The sequence below is a fragment of the Novosphingobium sp. genome (assembly GCF_032093395.1).
Classification (GTDB): Bacteria; Pseudomonadota; Alphaproteobacteria; order Sphingomonadales; family Sphingomonadaceae; genus Novosphingobium.
In genome coordinates, this window is the sequence record NZ_DAMDBA010000010.1 from 34696 (window position 1) to 55920 (window position 21225).

Genomic DNA, 21225 nt, shown 5'->3' on the forward strand with positions numbered 1-21225 from the left:
GCCTTCCTGTTTTGCTTGCAGTATTCTCTCGCAAACCTAGATTCACGAACGACGACATCATTTTTGAAGGACGGGATTTTCCTCGATGGCCACCATGACCGATCAGGCGACCGCTGGCGAACTCAAGCTGACGCCTCCCGATCCCGTGCCGGTGGTCCAGCCCGAAAAGGCCGCCGGCCTGGTGCCGATCGGCGACGAGCAGAGGTCCAAGTTGCAGGTCCGCGTCGATGAATTCGTCGAGGATCTCGTTTCGCAGGACGTGAACTCGCCTGAGTTCGGCCGGCGCGTGGACCAGATCACCAATATGGGCCGCAAGGAAATCTCCGAGGCGTCGGGCCAGTCCAACCGCTTCCTCGACCGGCCGGTGCGCGCCATGGACAAGGACGCCGGCGTTGGCGCGGACCTTGCCGAACTGCGCCGCACCGTGGAAGATCTCGACCCCTCGACCAAGGGCGATCTGCTGTCGCGCCGCAAGATCTTCGGGATCATCCCGATGGGCAACAAGCTGCGCAACTACTTCGACGGCTACCAGAGCGCTCAGGGCCACATCAGCGCGATCCTCGCCCGGCTCCAGGGCGGCAAGGACGAACTGCTGATGGACAATGCCTCCATCGACGTGGAGCGTCAGAACCTCTGGGCGGCGATGGGCAAGCTCGAACAGATGATCTTCATGTCGAAGGCGCTGGACGAGACTCTGGAGCAGAAGGCCGCCGATCTCGATCATGTCGATCCCGCCAAGGCCAAGGCCGTGCGCGAAAGCGCGCTGTTCTACGTGCGCCAGCGTACGCAGGACCTGCTGACGCAGATGGCGGTTTCGGTGCAGGGCTACCTTGCGCTCGATCTGGTGAAGAAAAACAACGTCGAACTGATCAAGGGTGTGGATCGCGCCTCCACCACCACTGTCGGCGCGCTGCGTACGGCCGTCACCGTGGCGCAGGCGATGGCCAACCAGAAGCTGGTGCTGGACCAGATCACCGCGCTCAACACCACCACCGCCCGGATCATCGACGGCACTGGCCAGATGCTCAAGGACAACACCGCGCGCATCCACGAACAGGCGGCGAACTCCACGATCCCGTTGGAGACGCTCAGCCGCGCCTTCCAGAACATCTACGATACGATGGACTCGATCGACACCTTCAAGATGCAGGCGCTCGATTCCATGAAGCAGACGGTGCAGTCGCTGGAGGGAGAGGTCACCAAGTCCAAGGCCTATATCGCCCGCGCCCAGGGCCAGGCCGAGGGCACGGCGCTGGGTAGCGACAAGACGGCAAAGGCGATGCTGGAGGCGCTCGACTGACCGCCATGGCCCAGCTTCCCACGACCGGAAACCGCAGCGCCCTGAACCAGGAGATCATCCGCGCCGCGCGCCGCCAGCGCGCCGCGCGGCTCTACAACGCCCGCAAGGAGCGCTGGAGCTTCCGCTGGCGGCGTTTGCGCCGGGCGTTCCTGGCGCTGTTCGGCATATTCATCGTCGCCCTGACGGCGGGGCTGATCTTCGGTGGTCTGTCCTTCGCCACCACCGTGCTGACCACGCTGCTCGCCTTCGCGGTGTTCATCGTCCTTTCGATCTATCCTTCCACGCCCAAGCTGCGCGCGGAGCATCTCGGCAGCGCCAGCCTTCCGGAACTGGCGGGCTCCACCGAGATCTGGCTGGAAAACCGGCGACGCGCCTTGCCCAACGCCGCCGTGGATGCCGTGGACATGATCGGCGTGCGGCTCGAACAGCTTGCCCCGCAACTCGCCACGCTGGAAGACACCGGCCCCGCCGCGCGCGAGGTGCGCAAGCTGCTGTCCGAACATCTGCCGTCGCTGGTGGACAGCTACGCCCGGATCCCTGCCGAACTGCGCAACAAGCCCCACGCAGGCGGTTCCACGCCTTCCCAGCAACTGGTGGAGGGGCTCAACGTCATTGCCGGGCAGATCGAAGCGATGAGCCTCGACCTGTCGCGCAACGATCTCGACGCGCTGGCGACGCGCGGACGGTTCCTGGAAACCAAATATATAGACGCGCGCGACGACGCCTGAACCCTCGATGCTGTCATCGCCACGGCGGTTGGCAGCAACGATGCGGTCGACGCGGTTGGCGGTTTGTCTGGCCGCTTGGCCGCTTGGCCGCTTGGCCGCTTGGCCGGTGCGAGGGAGAGGTACGCGATGGACTTGCGATTTTACAAGATCCTGCTGTTCATGAAGCGGCGGCCGGACCTTACCATCGAACAGTTCCGCACGTACTACGAGACACGCCATGCGCCGCTAGCCGAGCGCTACTCGCGCGGCGTGAGCCGTTACCTTCGCCGCTACATCGACCCGCAACCGCATCCGGAAACCGGTGAATTCCTCGATGCTCCGGACGTCATCACCGAGTTGTGGTTCGAGGACGAGGCCGTCTATCGCGCCACCCTGAATTATATCACCACAAGCCTGATGCCGGACGAGATCGTGGCGGACGAGCGCAACCTGTTCGATCGCGCGTCGTTCCGGATCGCCACGGTGGTGGAGTGCGAAAGCGGCGTTCGGCTGTCGGGCTGAGAATGCCGCCGTTCCAGTACCGAGCCGAGATCCTCAGAGCCCCAGCCGACCCAGTATTCCGCCATCGACCTTGATGTCGCATCCGCTGACATAGGACGCGCCCGGCGAGCAGAGGAATTCCGCGACCGAGGCGATTTCGTCGCCAAGGCCCTGCCGGCCCAGTGGCGTGATGCCCATCATCTGCACCATCTGCTCGCTTGCGCGGGCTTCGGCGCGGCTCATTTCGGTATCGATGAAGCCCGGCGCGATGGAGGTGATACGCAGGCCACGCGCGCCGAAGGCGGCGGCTTCGCGCCCGACCAGGCCGATCACGGCGCGCTTCGACAGGGTATAGCCGAGGCCCGGATTGGTGGCGAACCGGTCCACGCCCTCGCGCCCGTTCCCCCCGACGAGATCCTGCACGGCAGCGACCATGGCGGCATCGGCCATGAGATAGGCCGACATCGACGAGACCAGCACGGCGCAGCCGCCTTCCTCGAAGCGGGGGAGCAGCGCCGCCACCAGCCTTTCCGTGGCGAAGTAGTTGACTTCGAGAATGCGCGGTGCCTCCGCCATCGTCGGCGAGAGGCCGGCGGTGTGGACCAGCGCGAACAGCGCGGCATCGCCGAGTACGTCGAGCAACTGCTGCGGGAATTCCGGCGCGGCGATATCCCCCGCCAGCGTGGAGATCCGGACGCCGCCTTCGCGCAGTTCGGCGGCCACGGCCTCCAGCCTCTCGGCGTTCATGTCGCAGAGCAACAACGGCCGGCCTTGCGCGGCGAAGCGAGCGGCAACGGGGCGCCCCATGCCTCCGGCCGCTCCCGTAACGATGACGGTTCCGCTCATGTCCTCTCCTTCACGTCCCTTGATCGGGCTTTCGTGCGGAACGGTAACCGGGGTTCCGCCATGCCGCCAGCCGAGGTCGGACTCATCGCCGGGGGGAATAAGAGCCACTATCGCTCATAGCGCTTGCAATGCGAGCCGTCCCGTCGTTTCATCGGCCGCGACACGGCCTGCAGGCAGGACGGCGGATAGGGCGGGAGAACGGCATTGCTGATGACGGGTGAGCAGCAGGTTGCGGCGCCGCGCCGGAAGGTGTGGGAAGCGCTCAACGATCCGGCCGTTCTTGCCCGGTGCATCCCCGGTTGCCAGAGTTTGGACAAGGAGGGGGAAGACCGCTTCTCCGCCGTCGCGGAAGTGCGGATCGGCCCCATCGGCGCGCGCTTCAAGGGGCAGGTGCAACTGTCCGACCTCGATGCGCCGAACGGTTACACGATCACCGGCACCGGCAACGGCGGCATTGCGGGTACTGCCAAGGGCGGCGCGAAAGTGCGGCTCAGTGACAGCGATGGCGGGGGCACGCTGGTCGCCTACGAGGTGGAAGCCGAAGTGGGCGGCCGCATGGCGCAGCTTGGCGGCCCCATAATCGACGCTACCGCGCGAAACCTGGCGGGAAAGTTCTTCACCCGGTTTGGGGAGGCGGTCACGGGGGAGGATTCGGGCCAAGACCGGGGGGGTGGACCGGCGTCGGCTGTCGCGGGGGAGCAGACAGCCGGCGCCGGCCATGGCGCATCGGCGGTCGCCTCGAATGCATCGCCCGCTTTCGCGCCGGTTCCGCAGCGAAGTGCGATCTGGGGGTGGGCCGCCGCGCTCGTCCTGGCGCTGGTGGCGGGTTTCCTGCTCGGCGCGCGGGGAATGCAGACGGAAATGCTGGCCGTCGCCGTCCTGCTGGTGGTGACGGCGCTTGCGGCCTTCGAAATGGGCCGAAGTTCGCGCAGCGGGCAAGGAACCGGCCAAGGAACCAAGCGATGAAGCCGGCTCCGTTCGACTATGTCCGGCCCGGCAGTGTCGAGGAGGCGTGCCGCATCCTGGCCGAGGCCGGAGGCGGCGCCACGGTGATCGCGGGCGGCCAGACGCTGATGCCCTTGCTGAACCTGCGGATGAGCCAGCCCTTCGTTCTGGTGGATATCGGCGGCATTTCCGAACTTCAGGGCATTTCGGCAGTAAGCGGCGGTGTCCGGATCGGACCGATGACGCGGCAGGCCGATGCTCTGGAAGACGCCTTGCTGGCGGCGCGGCTTCCGGCGCTGGTGACGGCGCTCGGCCATGTCGGGCATTACCAGACGCGCAATCGCGGCACTCTGGGCGGCTCGATCGCGCTGGGAGAACCTGCGGCGGAAATGCCGGCCACGGCGGTGGCGCTGGGCGCGACGATGGAGATCGCCTCGGTGCGCGGCACCCGGCAGGTCGCGGCTGCGGACTTCTATATCGGCCCCTACATGACGGTGCTGGAACCCGATGAACTGCTGGTCGGCGTGACTTACCCGGACCTGCCCGAGGGACACCTGGTCCTGTTCCGCGAACTTGCCCAGCGCGCCGGGGATTTCGCGCTGGTCGGCATGGTCGGCATGGCGGTTCTGGAAGGCGGCGTCGTGGCGCGGGCGGGTCTGGCCTGGTTCGGCATGGGGCCGACGCCGATCCGGATGAGCCAGGCCGAGGCCGCGCTTTCGGGACGGATGCCCAAGGATATCGATGCCGAGGCGCTGGCGGTGCTGGCCGTGGCCGATGCCGCGCCGTTCGACGATCACCACGCCAGCGCCGAATATCGCCGCACCGTGGGCCGCCGCATTTTCGCCCGCACCTTGCGCGAGGCGTTCGACCTGAGGGAGGCGGCATGAGCGAACACGCCATCGAATGGACCGTCAACGGACAGCGCCGGCAGGACCGGGTGGAGGCGCGCACCAGCCTGGCCGACCACTTGCGGTTGGCGGCAGGCTGCACCGGCGTGCATCTGGGCTGCGAGCATGGCGTCTGCGGCGCCTGCACCGTGATCGTCGATGGCCGCGCCGTACGCTCCTGCCTCATGCTGGCGGTTCAGGCGGACGGGGCTGAGGTGACGACCGTGGAAGGCCTTGCGGCACCGGACGGCACTTTCCACCCGGTGCAGCAGGCCATGCGCGATGCGCACGGGCTTCAGTGCGGGTTCTGCACGCCGGGGGTGCTGATGACGTTCGCGGCGCTGACGGCCGGTGAGGAGAAAGCCGGTGAGGAGGCGATGATCGCCGCCATGTCCGGCCATCTGTGCCGTTGTACCGGCTACCAGGGCATTCGCCGCGCCGCGAGGGCACTGGCATGTTCGGCATCGCGGGAGGACGCGGCATGAATGCCGAAACACCAGGGTCCGGCCTTGGCGCTACCCGCTGGATCGGCAAGCGCGTGCCCCGCAAGGAAGATCCCCGGCTGCTGACCGGGCGCGGCCAGTTCGTGGACGACGTGGTGCTGCCGGGGATGCTTCACGTCGCCTTCGCGCGCAGCAGCGTGGCGCGGGGGCGGATCGCCTCGATCGATCTGGATGTCGCGCGCGACATGCCCGGCGTCCACGCGGTGCTGACGGCCGAGGATCTGGCCGCGCGGCCGATCCGCATGATTTCGTTCTTCTTCACCGACGCCGAGATCGCGATCACGCCCTTGGCCGATGGCCATGTCTGCTATGTCGGTGAGCCGGTGGTCATGGTCGTGGCCGAGACGCGGGCGATGGCCGAGGATGCCGCCGCGCTGGTGGAGATCGCCTACGAGGAGCACACGCCGATCGTCACCATCGCGCAGGCCAGAGCGGGCGATCCGATCCATCCGGGCCTGGACAGCAATGTCGCCGCCGAGATCGGGGACGAGGAAGTCGACGACGAGCTGGAACAAACACTTGCCGCATCGGCGCTGCGGATCAGCCAGAAGGTCGTCCACCAGCGCATTTCCCAGTCGCCCATGGAAACGCGCGGGGTGGTCGCCTCGCGCGATGGGCCGGATGAACTGACGCTCTGGATCACCTGCCAGAGCCCGCACCTCGTCGCGCGCTGGGTCAGTGTGGCGCTGGGGCTGCCGGACAGTGCGATCCGGGTGATCGCCAAGGATGTGGGCGGCGCCTTCGGGCTGAAGAACCATCCGTGGAAGGAGGAATGCGCGGTCATCGTCGCCGCCCTGCTGCTCGGGCGGCCGTTGAAATGGATAGAGGACCGTTACGAAGCGCTCACCGCGTCCAACCAGGCGCGTGAGGCCGAAATGACCTTGCAGGCCGGGTTCGATGCCGAAGGGCGGCTCACCGGATCGCATGGCGTTTACGACTGCAACAACGGCGCTTTCCCGCAGGGGGCGGACAGCAATATTGCCGTGCACATGTTCGTCTGGGCCGCCTACCGGCAGCCCGCATACGCTTTCGTGTCCCGTGGCTGGTACACCAATACCAACGGCCTTGCCGCCTATCGCGGCCCCTGGGCGATGGAGTCTCTGGTGCGCGAAACCTTGCTCGACAAAGCCGCGCGCAAGCTTGGGATCGACCCGGTCGAAATCCGCAGGCGCAACCTCGTCTACCTGACCGATCAGCCCGCCGTATCCAGCATGGGCATTCCGCTTCAGGACATCACGCCGGGCGAGTGTCTGGAGAAGCTGCTCCAATACTTCGACATGGCGCAGTTCCGGCGCGAGCAGGCGAAAGCGCGGGCGGAAGGGCGCTACATCGGCGTGGGGCTGGCGTCCTATGTGGAGCCTACCGGATCGGCAGGCTCGATGGCGCCGATGACCGGCGAACTGGCGCAAGTGCGGATCGAGCCGACGGGCAAGGTCACCGCGACGATGTCCACCCACTCGCAGGGACACGGCACGGCCACCACCATGGCCCAGTGCATCGCCGATCGACTGGGCGTGCGCTATGAGGACGTGACCGTGTTCGAGGGCGACAGTTCGCGCGGTGGCTTCGGGCCGGGGGCGGCGGGCAGTCGGCAGGGCGTGATCGGAGGTGGCGCGGTGATCCGTTGCTCGGAACTGCTGGCGGACAAGGTGCGCAAGGTGGCGGCGCATCTGCTCAATGCCAGCGCCGAAAGCGTCGTACTGGACGAAGGCATGGTGCGGGTGGAGGGCGCCCCCGAAATGGCGCGGCCGCTCGCGGAGATCGCGGCGATCGCCTATGGCGAGCCCGACCGCCTGCCGCCGGGGCTGGAAACCGGGCTGGAAATGCAGTTCCGCTACCAACCGCCGCCGATGACCTTCACCAGCGCCACCCATCTCGCGGTGGTGGAGGTGGATGCCGAGACCGGCTTCGTGAAGATCCTGCGCTGGATATCCAGCGAGGATTGCGGGACGGTGATCAACCCTGCCGTCGTGGAAGGGCAGATTTCGGGCGGTCTGGCGCAGGCCATCGGCATGGTCCTGCTGGAGGACATGCCTTACGACGCGCGCGGCAATCCTCAGGCGGCCACGTTCAAGGACTACCTTCTGCCGGCAATCGGCGATGTGCCGGTGTTCGAATTCGTCCACGCCAATACCCCGTCCCAGACCATCGGCGGAATGCGCGGCGTGGGCGAGGGCGGCGCGATCATCGGCCCGCCCACGCTGGTGAACGCCATCGCCGATGCCCTTTCACCGTTCGGAGAGATCGAGGATCTCGTCCTGCCGCTGACCCCGGCCCGCATTCTCGACGTCATCGAGCAACGCGACGTTTCGGGCTTTCGCGCTCCGGCTCCCGTGCCGATGCAGCCGCTTGCTCAGGCACCCGCCGCCGCTCCGGTGGAAACGGTGTCGCAGGCCGTCTCGTCAGCCGGGCCCGAAGGCGACTGGAACATGGTGCTGAAGACGCCGATGGGGCCGCAGGCCATGCTCGCGCACTTCGACGTCGAGGGAGGGGCGCTCAGCGGTTATCTCTCGTCGCCCGAGGGAAAGCAGGAATTCGGCGGCGGCGTAGTGGAAGGGCAGCGACTGCGCTTCGAGTTGAAGGTGGAAAAGCCGATGAAGATCACGCTGAAGTACGATCTGGAGGTCAGCGGAGACGCCATCCTGGGCAAGTGCAAGATGGGCATGTTCGGTTCCGCCAAGGTTACCGGCGAACGGGCGGGGTAGAGCGCGCTGCGATACCCCGCGAGTCGTCATGCTGAACTTGTTTCAGCATCCATGGTGCCGATCACGGCGAGGCGCCGAGTGGCGAAATGGACCCTGAACCAAGTTCAGGGTGACGTCAGAGCGGCGGTGCGACGTAAGACGGGCGAGCGAAAACTTTGAATCCACTCAGCTGCTGGCGTCCTTCACCGTCTCCATCGCCACATATGTCGAGGTGCTGGATACATGGGGCAGGCTGGAGAGTTTCTCCCCCAGCACCGCCCGGTAGCGATGGATGTCGCGGGTGCGGACCTTGAGGAGATAGTCGAAGTGGCTGGCGAGCATGTGGCACTCCTCCACCTCGGGGATACGCTGGATGGCGGCGTTGAATTCCCGCAGTGCCTGTTCGCGGGTGTCGGACAGTTTCACTTCGGTGAAGGCCACATGATCGAGGCCCAGAGCAACCGGATCGATGACGGCGCGGAAGCCTCGGATCACGCCGGATTGTGTCAGGCGGCGCAGGCGCACCTGGCAGGGGGTCTTGGACAATCCGACCACTTTGGCGAGATCGGTGACGCTCATCCGGCCGTCTTCGCGCAGCGCGGCGACGATCTTGCGGTCGTAGTCGTCCAGAATGACCGGATCGGTGCGTTTTGCCATTCGTTTGAACTGCCGGTGAAGCCAAGATAAGTCCGAATGGATCGTCTTGTGCCTGCGAAAAGACAGATTGCCAAGCCAGCTTGGGATATTGGCGATTCATGACCCAGACCTCGCCCTTCGCCGCCTTCGCCCCCGCCGTCAGCCAGCCGACGCCGCTCCGCCGCGCCATTACCGACGCCTTCCGGCGTGACGAGGCCGCTTGCATGGCACCCTTGCTGGAAGCTGCGACGCTGCCGGAGGCGCAGCGCGGGGCGGTGCGCAAGACCGCGAGCGCGCTCGTCACCAAGCTGCGCGCCGATCACAAGGGCACCGGCGTGGAAGGGCTGGTTCAGGAATACTCGCTGTCCAGCCAGGAAGGCGTGGCGCTGATGTGCCTGGCGGAGGCGCTGCTGCGCATTCCCGACAATGCCACCCGCGATGCCCTGATCCGCGACAAGATCTCGGACGGCGACTGGAGCGCGCATCTCGGCGGCGGCAAGTCGATGTTCGTCAATGCCGCCACCTGGGGCCTGGTGGTGACCGGCAAGCTGGTCGGCTCGGTGGACGACAAGGGCCTGGGGGCGGCGCTCACGCGTCTCGTGGCCCGTGCGGGCGAGCCGGTGATCCGGCGCGGCGTGGACCTTGCCATGCGCCTGATGGGCGAGCAATTCGTGACCGGCGAGACCATCGACGAGGCGGTGAAGCGCGCGCGCGAGCTTGAGGAAAAGGGCTTCCGCTACAGTTACGACATGCTGGGCGAAGCGGCGACCACCGCCGCCGATGCGGATCGCTACAACACCGATTACATCAACGCCATCCACGCGATCGGCAAGGCAAGCGCAGGGCGCGGCATCTACGAAGGGCCGGGCATCTCGATCAAGCTTTCCGCCCTCCACCCGCGCTACAGCCGCGCGCAGGCGGCCCGCGTGATGGGCGAACTGCTGCCCCGCGTGAAAGCGCTGGCGGTGCTCGCCAAGGGCTATGACATCGGCCTCAACATCGATGCCGAGGAAGCCGATCGCCTCGAGCTTTCGCTCGATCTTCTCGAAGCGCTGGCGCTCGATCGGGACCTCAAGGGCTGGGACGGCCTCGGCTTCGTGGTGCAGGCCTATGGCAAGCGCTGCCCCTTCGTGCTGGATTGGATCATCGACCTGGGCCGCCGCGCCGGTCGCCGCATGATGGTGCGTCTGGTCAAGGGCGCCTATTGGGATGCCGAGATCAAGCGCGCCCAGGTGGACGGCCTGGCGGACTTCCCGGTCTATACCCGCAAGGTCCACACCGACGTGTCCTACATCGCTTGCGCGAAGAAGCTGCTGGCGGCGCCGGACGCGGTGTTCCCGCAGTTCGCCACGCACAACGCGCAGAGCCTGGCGACGATCTATCATCTGGCCGGGCCGGATTTCGCCGTGGGCCGCTACGAGTTCCAGTGCCTTCACGGCATGGGCGAGCCGCTCTATTCGCAGGTCGTTGGAAAGGACAAGCTCGACCGTCCCTGCCGCATCTACGCACCGGTCGGCACCCATGAGACGCTGCTGGCCTATCTGGTGCGCCGCCTGCTGGAAAACGGCGCGAATTCTTCGTTCGTGAACCGCATCGCCGATCCCGCCGTGCCGGTGGAGGAGATGGTGGCCGATCCCGTCGATGTCGTGCGGGCCATGCCCAACCCCGGCGCCCGCCACGACCTGATCCCGCTGGCTGCGGACCTCTATCCCGGCCGCCGCAACTCCGACGGCATCGACATGGCCGACGAGACGGCGCTGGCCGTGCTCTCGGAGGACCTGCGCCGCTCGGCCGCGCGCGAATGGTTCGCCATGCCGGCCAATGCGCAGGGCGAGGCGCGCGCCGTGCTGAACCCGGCGGACCATGAGGACATCGTGGGGCGGGTGATCGAAGTCGCGCCCGAAGCCGCTTCCGTTGCGGTCGCCCGCGCCGCGATCAGCCGCTGGAGCCAGGTGCCGGTGGCCGAGCGCGCGGCCATGCTCGATGCCGCTGCCGATGCCATGCAGGCGCGGATCGGCCTGCTCATGGGCCTCGTCATCCGCGAGGCGGGCAAGTCCGCCGCCAATGCCATTGCCGAAGTGCGCGAGGCGATCGACTTCCTGCGCTATTACGCGAAGCAGGCGCGCGAGACTTTCGGTGCCGATCAGGTGCCGCTGGGGCCGGTGGTCTGCATCAGCCCCTGGAACTTCCCGCTCGCGATCTTCGCCGGGCAGGTCGCCGCTGCGCTGGTGGCGGGCAACCCGGTGCTGGCCAAGCCCGCCGAGGAAACCCCGCTGATCGCCGCCGAGGCCGTGCGTCTGCTTCACGAGGCGGGCGTGCCCAAGGATGCGCTCCAACTGTTGCCGGGAGAGGGCAGGCTCGGCGCCGCGCTGGTCGCCGCGCCGCAAGTGGCCGCCGTGATGTTCACCGGCTCCACCGAAGTGGCGCGCCTGATCCAGAAGCAGCTTGCGGGCCGCGTCTCGGCCGATGATCACGCGATCCCGTTCATCGCCGAAACCGGCGGCCAGAACGCCATGATCGTCGATTCCTCCGCGCTGGCGGAGCAGGTGGTGGCGGATGTGATCGCCTCGGCCTTCGATTCGGCGGGACAGCGCTGCTCGGCGTTACGCGTACTCTGCCTTCAGGAAGACGTGGCCGATCGCACCCTGACGATGCTCAAGGGCGCGCTGGCCGAACTGCGCGTGGGCAATACCCAGGAACTCGCGGTGGACATCGGCCCGGTCATCACCGCCGAGGCCAAGGGCATGATCGACGGCCACGTCGCCCGCATGAAGTCGCGCGGCTGCAAGGTGGAGCAAGTGGCGATCCCCGCGGCCTGTGAAGCGGGCACGTTCGTGGCGCCCACGATCGTCGAGATCGCGACGATCGCGCAGCTCGAACGCGAGGTATTCGGCCCGGTTCTCCATGTCGTGCGCTTCAAGCGCGACGAACTGCCCGATCTGATCGAGGCTATCAACGCCACCGGCTATGGCCTGACGTTCGGCCTTCACACCCGGCTCGACGCCACGGTGGAGCAGGTGACGTCGGCGATCCGTGCGGGCAATCTCTACGTCAACCGCAACACGATCGGTGCGATCGTCGGCGTCCAGCCCTTCGGCGGGCGCGGGCTTTCGGGGACGGGGCCAAAGGCGGGCGGTCCGCTCTATCTCGGCCGTCTGGCACGAAAGTCACCGCAAGTGCTCGATGCCCCCGCCAAGGTCGCGCCTCTGGTAGAGGCTTTCGCGAACTGGCTGAGCGGGCAGGGCGATGCCGCCTCGGCGGCGGCGGCACGGGCCATGGCCGCGAGTTCGGGCCTGGGCCTCGAACTCGCCCTGCCGGGTCCGGTGGGCGAAACGAACCTTTACGCCCTCCATCCACGGGGCCGGGTGCTGCTGCGTCCGGCGACCCGTGAAGGGCTTTACGGACAGATGGCGGCGGTGCTGGCCAGCGGCAATACCGCGACGGTCGAGGGCATGGCGCTTCCGGCCGGACTGCCCGACGCCGTGGCGGCACGCTTCGCGCCCGATGCGGGCGAGCATTTCGCGGCCTGTCTCGTCGAAGGCGATGCCGAGGCGGTGCGCGCGGCCTGCAAGGCGGTGGCGGACCTGCCGGGGCCGATCGTGCCGGTCCACGTCACGGCCGGGCCGAACCTGGTCTGGCTGCTGGAAGAAGTCTCGACTTCGATCAACACCACGGCGGCGGGCGGCAATGCCAGCCTGATGATGATCGGCTGATACGAAAAGGCCCGCGAGTGACGAACTCGCGGGCCTTTTTGCTTGGCTGTTCGAAACGTCAGCCGCAGGCGGGAACCGCCGTTCCGCTCAATTCGTCTTCACGCTTGTGCAGGTTCAGCGTTACCAGGAAGATCGCCAGACCGCCCAGCGAGAGGCACATGCCGATCCAGCCGGTCGAGGTCAGGCCGTAGCCTGCCGAGATGGCGAGACCGCCGAGCCAGGGGCCGAGCGCATTGGCCATGTTGAAGGCGCTGTGGTGCGCCGCCGCCGCCAGTGCCTGCGCGTCGCCCGCCACGTCCATCAGGCGGGTCTGGAGGATCGTGCCGAGGCCGCCGGCAAAACCGATCATCACCACCACCACGCTCAGCGTCCAGACGTTGCTGGCTGCCATCGGGAACAGCGCAAGGGCGAAGGCGCTGAACAGCAGCGCGCCGATCGCGGCCTTGTTCAGCGAGCGGTCCGCCGCCCAAGCCCAGAACAGGTTGCCCACCGTCATGCCCACGCCGAAGACCGCCAGGACCACCGGCACGAGATGCTCGGAAACCTTGGTCACTTCGATCATGGTCGAGGCGATATAGGTATAGACTGCGAAGAGGCCGCCGAAGCCGATGGCGCCGGTGAGCAGGGTGAGCAGCACTTGCGGACGGCGCAGCGCGCCCAGTTCGCGCATCGGGCTGGCCCCTTCGGCTGCCTTCTGGTGCGGGGCATAGAGCGCGACGAGCGCCATGGTGATCACCGCGAGCACCGAGACGATCGCGAAACCGGTGCGCCAGCCGAACGCCTGTCCCAGCCAGTTGGCCAGCGGCACGCCGATGATCGTCGCCACGGTCAGGCCCGACATGACCAACGCCACCGACTGCGCCCGCTTGTTCGCAGGCACCATCGAAGCGGCGACCAGCGCGGCGATGCCGAAGTAGGCGCCGTGGGGCAGGCCGCTGATGAAGCGGAACAGCAAGAGCAGCGGATATGTCGGCGCCATGGCCGAAAGGGCATTGCCGACTGCGAACAGCGCCATGAGGCCGATCAGCAAGGCCCGCCTTGGCAGCTTGGCCGCCAGAACGGCGATGATCGGCGCGCCGACCACCACGCCCAGCGCATAAGTGCTGATGGCATGGCCCGCCTCGGGCTCGGTCAGGCCGAGGTCGCGCGCGAAATAGGGCACAAGGCTCATCGCGGCGAATTCGGTCGTACCGATGGCGAAGGCACCCATCGCCAAGGCGAGGATGACGAGCGCGGGATGGGTATGGGCTTTTTGCTGATCGGTCATGTTGCACTGCAATATTGGGGGCACTTGCGATCTAGTGGACCACTGCGCCATGCCAACCCGTCGGAAGGTGCAATAATTGCACTCGCGGTCTTGTTTGTTGCAATGCGTGGCTGATTAAGACCCGACGTTAAATCAACGTCTGCTTAAAGCCCCGGATCGAACTCCGGCGCGTTCTTGGTGGTGTAGTCGGAGTGGGTGGCGACGTGGATGCCGCATTCGGTCTTGTTCCAACCGCGCCAGCGGCCCGAGCGCGGGTCTTCGCCTTCCGCGACCTTGCTGGTGCAGGGCATGCAACCGATCGAGGGATAACCTTGCGCGACCAGCGGATGCGCCGGCAGGTCGTGCTCCGCGATATAGGCCGCGATGCGCTCCGGCGACCAGTCGATCAGCGGATTGACCTTGAGGCGGCCTTGCGCGTCGGCGGTATCCACCTCGAAACGAGGCAGGGTGGCGCGCGTCGCGGCCTGGAACGCCTTGCGGCCGCTGAACGAGGCGTCGTAGCCCAGCAGCGCCTTTTCCAACGGCTTCACCTTGCGGATCTCACAGCAGCCGTCCGGGTCGTAGGACCAGCGCAGGCCATTCTCGTCCTTCTTCGCCAATTCCTCGGCTTCGGGCACGAGATTGATAAGGTTGGTGAGGCCAAGCTGCTTCACCAGCAGGTCGCGGTAGTCCAGCGTCTCGGGAAAATGCTTGCCGGTGTCGAGGAACAGCACCGGCACGTTCGCATCGACGCGGCTGACGAGGTGCAGCAGCACCGCCGATTCCGCACCGAAGCTGGACACGATCGCGATATCGCCCACCATGCGTTCCTTGAGCACCGTTTCGAGCATCTCGCTCGTTTCGGTGCCGCGGAACAGGCGGTTCAGGCGCACGGCATCGGCCTCGTCGAAACGAGGGCCGGTGTCGATCAGGTCGCGGATACGTGCAGCTTCGGTATGGGGCATTTCTATTCCCTTCCGGTGGACGCTTACGCCGGGTGGCGCTTCGCCCAGATCGCCGGGCGCCCGTCGACGACGGTGGCCTGGTAGACGTTTTCCCAGCGAGCGAACGCATTGCGCGCGTCCTCTTCGTTGAGGGCCTTTTCCGGCGCGAAGGCATCGAAGCCGCTGCGCCGCAGGTGGTGGAGCATGTCGATCACGAGATCGCCCACGGCGCGCATCTCGCCCTGGTAGCCTGCTTCGCGCAGGATCCGGGCCGAGGAATAGCCGCGCCCGTCGGTCCAGGCCGGAAAGCTCACTTCCACCAGCGAGAGCCGGTCGAGATAGGGCAGAAGGTCGCGGGCATCGTCGCCCGGCTCGAGGCGGACGGCAGTGGCGTTGGACTGTTCGGAGAACGAATCCACCGTGACGGCCGGGTCGTTGACGGTTTCGTCGTCACGGAAGCGGAACTGGACGTCAACCATAGATGGCCTCCTTGAACGGGTCCATGCCGATACGGCGATAGGTGTCGAGGAAGCGTTCCTCGCCCTGCTTGTTGGCGAGATAGACTTCGGTGGCCTTTTCGATCGCGTCGACGACGCCGTCCTCGGTGAAGCCGGGGCCGATGATCTTCGCGAGCGAGGTATCCGCGCCTTCGCTGCCGCCGAACAGGAGCTGGTAGTTTTCCAGGCCCTTCTTGTCGACGCCAAGGATGCCGATGTGGCCGGCGTGGTGGTGGCCGCAGGCATTGATGCAGCCCGAGATCTTCAGCTTCAGCTCACCGATCTCGGCCTGGCGCTGGGCGCTGCCGAACCGCTCGGAGATCTTCTGCGCGACCGGGATCGAGCGAGCATTGGCAAGGCTGCAATAGTCGAGGCCGGGGCAGGCGATGATGTCACCCACGGTGTCGAGATTGGCGGTGGCGAGGCCGGCATCGTCCAGCGCTTTCCACACGGTGTAGAGGTCGGCCTTGCGGATATGCGGGAAGACGATGTTCTGGGCGTGGGTGACGCGCAGTTCGTCGAAGCTGTAGTCCTTTGCCAGCTGCGCCATCAGGCGGATCTGGTCGGCGGTGGCGTCACCGGGGATGCCGCCCACGGGCTTGAGGCTGACGGTCGCGATCACGTAGCCGGCCTGCTTGTGGGCGTGCGTGTTGCGCTCCACCCAGAGGCGGAAGTCGGGGTCGGTCAGGTCCAGATCGTCCGAAGCGTTCGCATCGAAGCCGGGATCGACGAAGTGCGCCTTGATGCGCTCCAGCTCGGCCAGCGGCGGCTCGATCGGCTGGGTCAGCAGGTGCGCGAACTCTTCCTCGACCTGGCGGACATATTCGTCGCGGCCCAGTTCGTGGACGAGGATCTTGATGCGCGCCTTGTACTTGTTGTCGCGGCGGCCGTAGCGGTTGTAGACGCGCAGGCACGCTTCCGAGAAGGTGATCAGCTGGTCCAGCGGCACGAATTCGCGGATCAGCGGGGCGATCATCGGGGTGCGGCCCATGCCGCCACCGGCGTAGAACTGGGCACCGATCTCGCCGGCGTCGTTACGGACCATCTTGATGCCGATATCGTGCAGGCGCATCGCCGCGCGGTCGGTTTCCGATGCGATGACGGCGATCTTGAACTTGCGCGGCAGCACCAGGAATTCCGGGTGGAAGCTCGACCACTGGCGCAGCAGTTCCGCATAAGGACGCGGATCGACGATCTCGTCGGCAGCGGCACCGGCGAACTGGTCGGAGCTGATGTTGCGGATGCAGTTGCCGCTGGTCTGGATGGCATGCATCTCCACCTTGGCGAGTTCGGCCAGGATGTCGGGCGTGTCTTCCAGCTTGATCCAGTTGTACTGGATGTTCTGGCGCGTGGTGAAGTGGCCGTAGCCGCGGTCGTACTTGTCCGCGATGTCGCCCAGCAGCGTCATCTGCGCCGAATTCAGCGTGCCATAAGGCACCGCGACGCGCAGCATGTAGGCGTGAAGCTGGAGGTAGAGGCCGTTCTGCAGGCGCAGCGGCTTGAACTGGTCCTCGGTCAGGTCGCCCGCAAGGCGGCGACGGACCTGGTCGCGGAATTCCGCGACGCGCGTGTCGACCATCTCCTGGTCGTATTCGTCGTACTTGTACATCAGATCACCCAGTCTGCGGCTGCGGGGTCGGAGGCTTTCGGCGTCAGGTCGAGGCGCACCGTCGGCCCAAGGGCGCGGATGCGCTCCTTGATATGGGCCGGACGGATGCCTTCCGAGGTTTTCTCGCCGTCGACGACATAGGCGGCGACGACGTGCTGGGCGCCTTCCTCGCGCGCCACCAGGGCGGCGCCATGCTCGCCCACGTCTGCGGATTCGTTGACGTCGAGCGACCAGCCCACGCCGGTCCACCAGATGACCGCTCCGGTCTTCAGGTCGTTGCCCGTCAGGATCTTCACTTTGTTGCCTCCAGCGCCAGGGCGCGAATGGTGTTGTCGGGTTCTGCGGTGACCTGCCCGATAACGATAAGCGCGGGACTTTGCACCTTCGCATCCGCGATAAGGTCTGCAAGTCCGGCGAGCGGCCCGCGCAGCACGCGCATGGCCGAACGCGTGGCGTTCTCGATCACCGCCACCGGCACATCGGGCGCGAGGCCGTCGGCCATCAGCTTTTCCGCGATCTGGGCGGCGGTGGCGATGCCCATGAAGATCACCAGGGTGCGGCCCTTGCCGGCGAGACCCGACCAGTCCTGGTCGGTCAGCCCCTTGCACTGGCCCGCCACGAAGGTGACGATCGAGGCATGGTCGCGGTGGGTGAGGGGAATCTGCGCGGCGGCAGAGGCGCCCAATGCCGAGGAAATGCCCGGCACCACGTCCACGGGAACGCCGGCGGCATGGCAGGCTTCGGCTTCCTCGCCGCCACGGCCGAACACGAAGGGATCGCCGCCTTTCAGGCGCACCACGTCATGGCCCGCCAGAGCCTCGCGCACGAGGAGGGCGTTGATCTCTTCCTGCTTCAGCGTGTGACGAGCGCGGCTCTTGGCCACCGAGACCAGGCGCGCCGAAGGCTTTGCCATGGACAAAATAGCCGGATCGACCAGCCCGTCATGCACGATAAGTGCGGCATTCATCAGCAGCCGCGCGGCGCGCAGGGTCAGAAGATCGGGATCGCCGGGACCGGCACCGACCAGATAGACTCGGCCAGGAGAGGCGGGATTCGCTTGCATGATGGCGCAAATGATCCTCCGGGCCCCGGATTGCCAGCGATATTGGCTTTGTCCGGGGCAAGGGAGGCTTTAGCGGTCGGTCCTGAAAGCCGCTTCGGGCGACTTTGGCGGCGCCCACGCGTTCTCTCGGTCAGGCAAGTTCCTCCTGACGCCTTTCGTTGCTGCCCGCCTTCGTGCTGCTTGCTTTAGTGCTGGGGGCCTGGTCCGGACGTCCGAGGAAATACCCTTGCGCTTCCTCGCAGCCTTCGCGGATCAGCAGATCGAACTGGCTCTCCGTCTCCACGCCTTCCGCAAGGACCGGAATCCGCAGCGACTGCCCAAGCGCCAGTACGGCGCGGATGATCGCGCGCGCCTGCTCGTTGCCGTCCGATTCGAGCAGGAACGACTTGTCGATCTTGATCTTGTCGAACGGGAAGGAATGCAGCGTGTCGAGCGAGGAATAGCCGGTGCCGAAGTCGTCCATGGCGATCGCCACGCCCAGCGCCTTGAGCTGGCGCAGGTTCTGCAAGGCGCGGCCCTTGTCGCTGATGATGGCGCTTTCGGTGATCTCCAGTTCCAAACGGCCAGCGGCGAGGCCGGTATCGCGCAGGATGCGCGCCACCATCGGCGCGAGATCCTGCTGCACGAGCTGGATCGGGGACACGTTCACCGCCACGCGCTGGTCGATGTGCCAGTTCACCGCTTCGCGGCAGGCCTGTTCCAGCACCCACTCGCCGATGGGGAGAATCGCGCCGGATTCCTCGGCGATGGGAATGAACTGGTCGGGCGGGACCAGGCCGTGCACCGGATGATTCCAGCGCACCAGCGCCTCGTAGCCCGAAAGCTCGCCGCTGCGCAGGTGGCGTTGGGGCTGATAGAGCAGCACCAGTTCGCTCCGCTCGATCGCCAGGCGCAAGTCGTTGGCAAGCTGGCGGCGGGCACGGGCGGTCTCGTCCATGCCGGGCTCGTAGTAGCAGATGCGCTCGCCGATCTGGGTCTTGGCGCGGTACATGGCGAGGTCGGCATTGTTGAGCAGGGTCTCGCGGTCGCTGCCGTCGTTGGGGAAGGCGGCGACGCCCAGGCTGGCGCCGAAGCTGAGCTTCTGCCCCTGGTGCATCACCGGCATGTGGAAGCAGGCTTCGACTCGCGCCAGGAAGTCGGCAAGCTGGTCCTCGGTTTCGAACAGCTTGGCGATCCCGAACTCGTCTCCGCCGAGACGCGCGGCGATTTCGTCCTCTCCGATGATGTCCTGGAGCCGGTCGGCGAGTTCCGCCAGCACCACGTCTCCCCAGGAGTGGCCGTAGGTGTCGTTGATCTCCTTGAACCGGTCGAGATCGATGGCGGTCACGCCCAGGCGCTTGCCGTTGCGGCAGGCCTGGTCGAGCATCTCGTCGATCCAGAGGTTGAAGCGCGTGCGGTTGGGCAGGCCGGTCAGCCCGTCATGCATCGCCATGTGCGCGATGCGCGCATCGCTTTCGCGCTGGCGGGTGATGTCGTCGAAGGTCGATACCCAGCCGCCTTCGGCCATCGGGCGGCTGGCGATGGAAACGACCTTTCCGTCCGGGTACTCGGCCAGGATCGGCGGGTGGGAGGCGGTCGCCAGGTTGTCGCGGATCGCCTGCTGCGAGGTCCGGACGCGCTCGTCGATCACGTCCGGCGCAAAACGTCGCGCATTGCTGCGGCGGATCACTTCGGCAAGCGGCATCCCCGGCGTGAGCGCATCCGGGGCCAGCCCATACATCTCCAGATAGCGCGGATTGGAGAGCACCAGCCGCTCGTCGGCATCGAACAGGCACAGGCCCTGGTGCATGTGGCCAAGGGCGGCGTCACGCTGGCGGCTGGCCTCGGCGATGCGATCCTGCGCTTCCTTGAAGCGCGACATGTCGCGGGTGATCTTGGCGAACCCGATAGGTTGCTCCTGCTCGTCCAGCATGGGCTCCATCGTGATGTGGGCCCAGAACCGCGTGCCGTCCCGACGCACACGCCAGCCTTCGCCGTAGTAGCGGCCCTCGGTCCTTGCGGTTTCCAGCGCTCTGCGATCGCGCTCGGCCTCTCGGTCCTCCGGGGTGTAGAAACTCGATACGTGAAGCCCCAGCGCTTCGCTTTCGGCATAGCCCTTGAGGCGCTGAGCGCCGGCGTTCCAGTTTACCACCCGGCCTTCGAGGTCGAGCATGTAGATCGCGCAATCGGAAATCCCGCGCACGAGGAAAGAGAAGTTGCGCTCGCTCATGGCCACCGTGGCGGCGGTGCGGCGGGTGATCACCAGCGAAATGGTGGAGAGGGCGATCAGCAGGAAAGTGACGGCGCTAACGGCAACGGCCATTTCGCGCGGAGAAATCAGCTGTTCGGGCGCATCGAGACGGTCGGGGGTAAGCGTGAGGCCGGTCATGCCGGTGAAGTGCAGCGCAACGACCGATGCGGTCAGCAGGCCGCTCGCGTACAGAAGGGTCCGCAGGCGTCGCGATCGCAGCGCCAGCGTGAAAGCGGGATAGAGCGGAAGGAACGCCAGGATGACCGAGGCGGCAATGAAGCCGATCCGCCAGTGGAGATCGGCGGGCACCTCCAGCGCCTTCATGCCGGTATAATGCATGGCCGAGATGCCGCCCGCGGCCAGAACGGCGGCAAGCACCAGCGCGGCACGTCCACGACCTTCCACGGCTACACCGAAGGCGACGGTCAGCGCCACGATCGGGATGAGGAGAGAGGCGAGCGTCAGGCCGGGCTCGAAGCCTACCACGACACCGGGCGCATAGCCGAGCATCGCCACGAAATGGGTGGCCCATATGCCGAAACCCGCGCCGGCACCGGCGGTGAACCACCAGCGCCGCCTCGTCGCCCCGCGGGAAGCGGTCGCCTGCCGCAACAACGCCAGTGCCGTCAGCGAAGAAAGCAGACAGATCAATCCGGCGAGCAGGACGAACTTCAGGTCATGCCCGTCGCGAATGCAAAGATAGATGTCGAACACTGCGGCCCCGTATAATGCTCCGGAAAGCTACGGATAAATGGGTTAGAAAGTGATTAACGGCGATTTCATTGTGATTTCGGGATGGGAAGATGTTACGCTCCCCATGAGGGTTTTTGCGAATAGTGCGGCGGGCAAAATTAGCCGACATGCTAACCGATTCTTAATCCCTGTGGGACAGGGTGCGATTCTCCTGGAGGTTG

At 66.3% G+C, this 21225-nt stretch carries 17 protein-coding genes; 8 read left to right on the plus strand and 9 right to left on the minus strand.

Annotation, left to right across the window (positions count from 1 at the left end; genetic code table 11):
- The first annotated feature begins 85 nt into the window (after positions 1-85).
- The 3 genes from RT424_RS05710 (at position 86) to RT424_RS05720 (ending at position 2529) form a co-directional block, all read left to right on the plus strand.
- Positions 86-1300 (plus strand): toxic anion resistance protein, encoded by a 1215-nt coding sequence (locus RT424_RS05710; RefSeq protein WP_313435190.1) that lies wholly within the window; start codon positions 86-88, stop codon positions 1298-1300.
- Between the two features lie 5 nt (positions 1301-1305).
- Positions 1306-2028 (plus strand): hypothetical protein, encoded by a 723-nt coding sequence (locus RT424_RS05715; RefSeq protein ID WP_313435192.1) that lies wholly within the window; start codon positions 1306-1308, stop codon positions 2026-2028.
- Between the two features lie 126 nt (positions 2029-2154).
- Entirely contained in the window at positions 2155-2529 is a 375-nt protein-coding gene (locus RT424_RS05720; protein ID WP_313435194.1) for an EthD domain-containing protein, read from the plus strand.
- A 33-nt stretch (positions 2530-2562) separates the two neighbouring features.
- On the opposite strand, the gene RT424_RS05725 is transcribed toward RT424_RS05720, so the two are convergent.
- The gene (locus RT424_RS05725) at positions 2563-3462 is read right to left on the minus strand and encodes an SDR family oxidoreductase (RefSeq protein ID WP_313435196.1); all 900 of its coding nucleotides are present in this window, start codon (positions 3460-3462) and stop codon (positions 2563-2565) included.
- Between the two features lie 102 nt (positions 3463-3564).
- Between RT424_RS05725 and RT424_RS05730 the strand changes: the two genes are divergently transcribed.
- The 4 genes from RT424_RS05730 to RT424_RS05745 are packed head-to-tail and all read left to right on the plus strand — an operon-like array spanning position 3565 to position 8394.
- Positions 3565-4320 (plus strand): carbon monoxide dehydrogenase subunit G, encoded by a 756-nt coding sequence (locus tag RT424_RS05730; RefSeq protein WP_313435290.1) that lies wholly within the window; start codon positions 3565-3567, stop codon positions 4318-4320.
- Positions 4317-5186 (plus strand): xanthine dehydrogenase family protein subunit M, encoded by an 870-nt coding sequence (locus tag RT424_RS05735; protein ID WP_313435198.1) that lies wholly within the window; start codon positions 4317-4319, stop codon positions 5184-5186. Before RT424_RS05730 ends, RT424_RS05735 begins: the two co-directional genes overlap by 4 nt.
- Entirely contained in the window at positions 5183-5671 is a 489-nt protein-coding gene (locus tag RT424_RS05740) for a (2Fe-2S)-binding protein (RefSeq protein WP_313435200.1), read from the plus strand. The genes RT424_RS05735 and RT424_RS05740 overlap by 4 nt, the downstream gene beginning before the upstream one ends.
- The gene (locus RT424_RS05745; protein ID WP_313435202.1) at positions 5668-8394 is read left to right on the plus strand and encodes a xanthine dehydrogenase family protein molybdopterin-binding subunit; all 2727 of its coding nucleotides are present in this window, start codon (positions 5668-5670) and stop codon (positions 8392-8394) included. The genes RT424_RS05740 and RT424_RS05745 overlap by 4 nt, the downstream gene beginning before the upstream one ends.
- A gap of 165 nt (positions 8395-8559) precedes the next feature.
- On the opposite strand, the gene RT424_RS05750 is transcribed toward RT424_RS05745, so the two are convergent.
- A complete protein-coding gene (locus tag RT424_RS05750) occupies positions 8560-9030 on the minus strand; it encodes an Lrp/AsnC family transcriptional regulator (protein ID WP_313435204.1) in 471 nt (156 codons plus the stop codon).
- 98 nt (positions 9031-9128) lie between these two features.
- Here RT424_RS05750 and putA point away from each other — a divergent pair, with 98 nt between their 5' ends.
- Complete coding sequence (gene putA, locus RT424_RS05755) at positions 9129-12722, plus strand: trifunctional transcriptional regulator/proline dehydrogenase/L-glutamate gamma-semialdehyde dehydrogenase (protein WP_313435206.1); 3594 nt, start codon at positions 9129-9131, stop codon at positions 12720-12722.
- A gap of 58 nt (positions 12723-12780) precedes the next feature.
- Here putA and RT424_RS05760 read toward each other — a convergent pair whose 3' ends face one another.
- The 7 genes from RT424_RS05760 to RT424_RS05790 form a co-directional block, all read right to left on the minus strand.
- Positions 12781-13989, minus strand: a complete 1209-nt coding sequence (locus tag RT424_RS05760) for an MFS transporter (RefSeq protein WP_313435208.1) — start codon at positions 13987-13989, stop codon at positions 12781-12783.
- 143 nt (positions 13990-14132) lie between these two features.
- Entirely contained in the window at positions 14133-14933 is an 801-nt protein-coding gene (locus RT424_RS05765) for a phosphoadenylyl-sulfate reductase (RefSeq protein WP_313435210.1), read from the minus strand.
- A 23-nt stretch (positions 14934-14956) separates the two neighbouring features.
- The gene (locus RT424_RS05770; protein WP_313435212.1) at positions 14957-15391 is read right to left on the minus strand and encodes a DUF934 domain-containing protein; all 435 of its coding nucleotides are present in this window, start codon (positions 15389-15391) and stop codon (positions 14957-14959) included.
- Positions 15384-17018 carry a nitrite/sulfite reductase gene (locus tag RT424_RS05775; RefSeq protein ID WP_313435214.1) on the minus strand — a complete coding sequence of 545 codons (1635 nt, stop codon included), beginning with the start codon at positions 17016-17018 and terminating at the stop codon, positions 15384-15386. Before RT424_RS05775 ends, RT424_RS05770 begins: the two co-directional genes overlap by 8 nt.
- Positions 17018-17314, minus strand: coding sequence for a DUF2849 domain-containing protein (locus RT424_RS05780; protein ID WP_313435216.1), 297 nt, complete (start codon positions 17312-17314; stop codon positions 17018-17020). The genes RT424_RS05775 and RT424_RS05780 overlap by 1 nt, the downstream gene beginning before the upstream one ends.
- Entirely contained in the window at positions 17311-18081 is a 771-nt protein-coding gene (gene cobA, locus RT424_RS05785) for a uroporphyrinogen-III C-methyltransferase (protein WP_313435218.1), read from the minus strand. The genes RT424_RS05780 and cobA overlap by 4 nt, the downstream gene beginning before the upstream one ends.
- A gap of 130 nt (positions 18082-18211) precedes the next feature.
- On the minus strand, positions 18212-21025 hold the full coding sequence (locus tag RT424_RS05790; protein ID WP_313435220.1) for an EAL domain-containing protein: 2814 nt from the start codon (positions 21023-21025) through the stop codon (positions 18212-18214).
- Positions 21026-21225 lie beyond the last annotated feature (200 nt).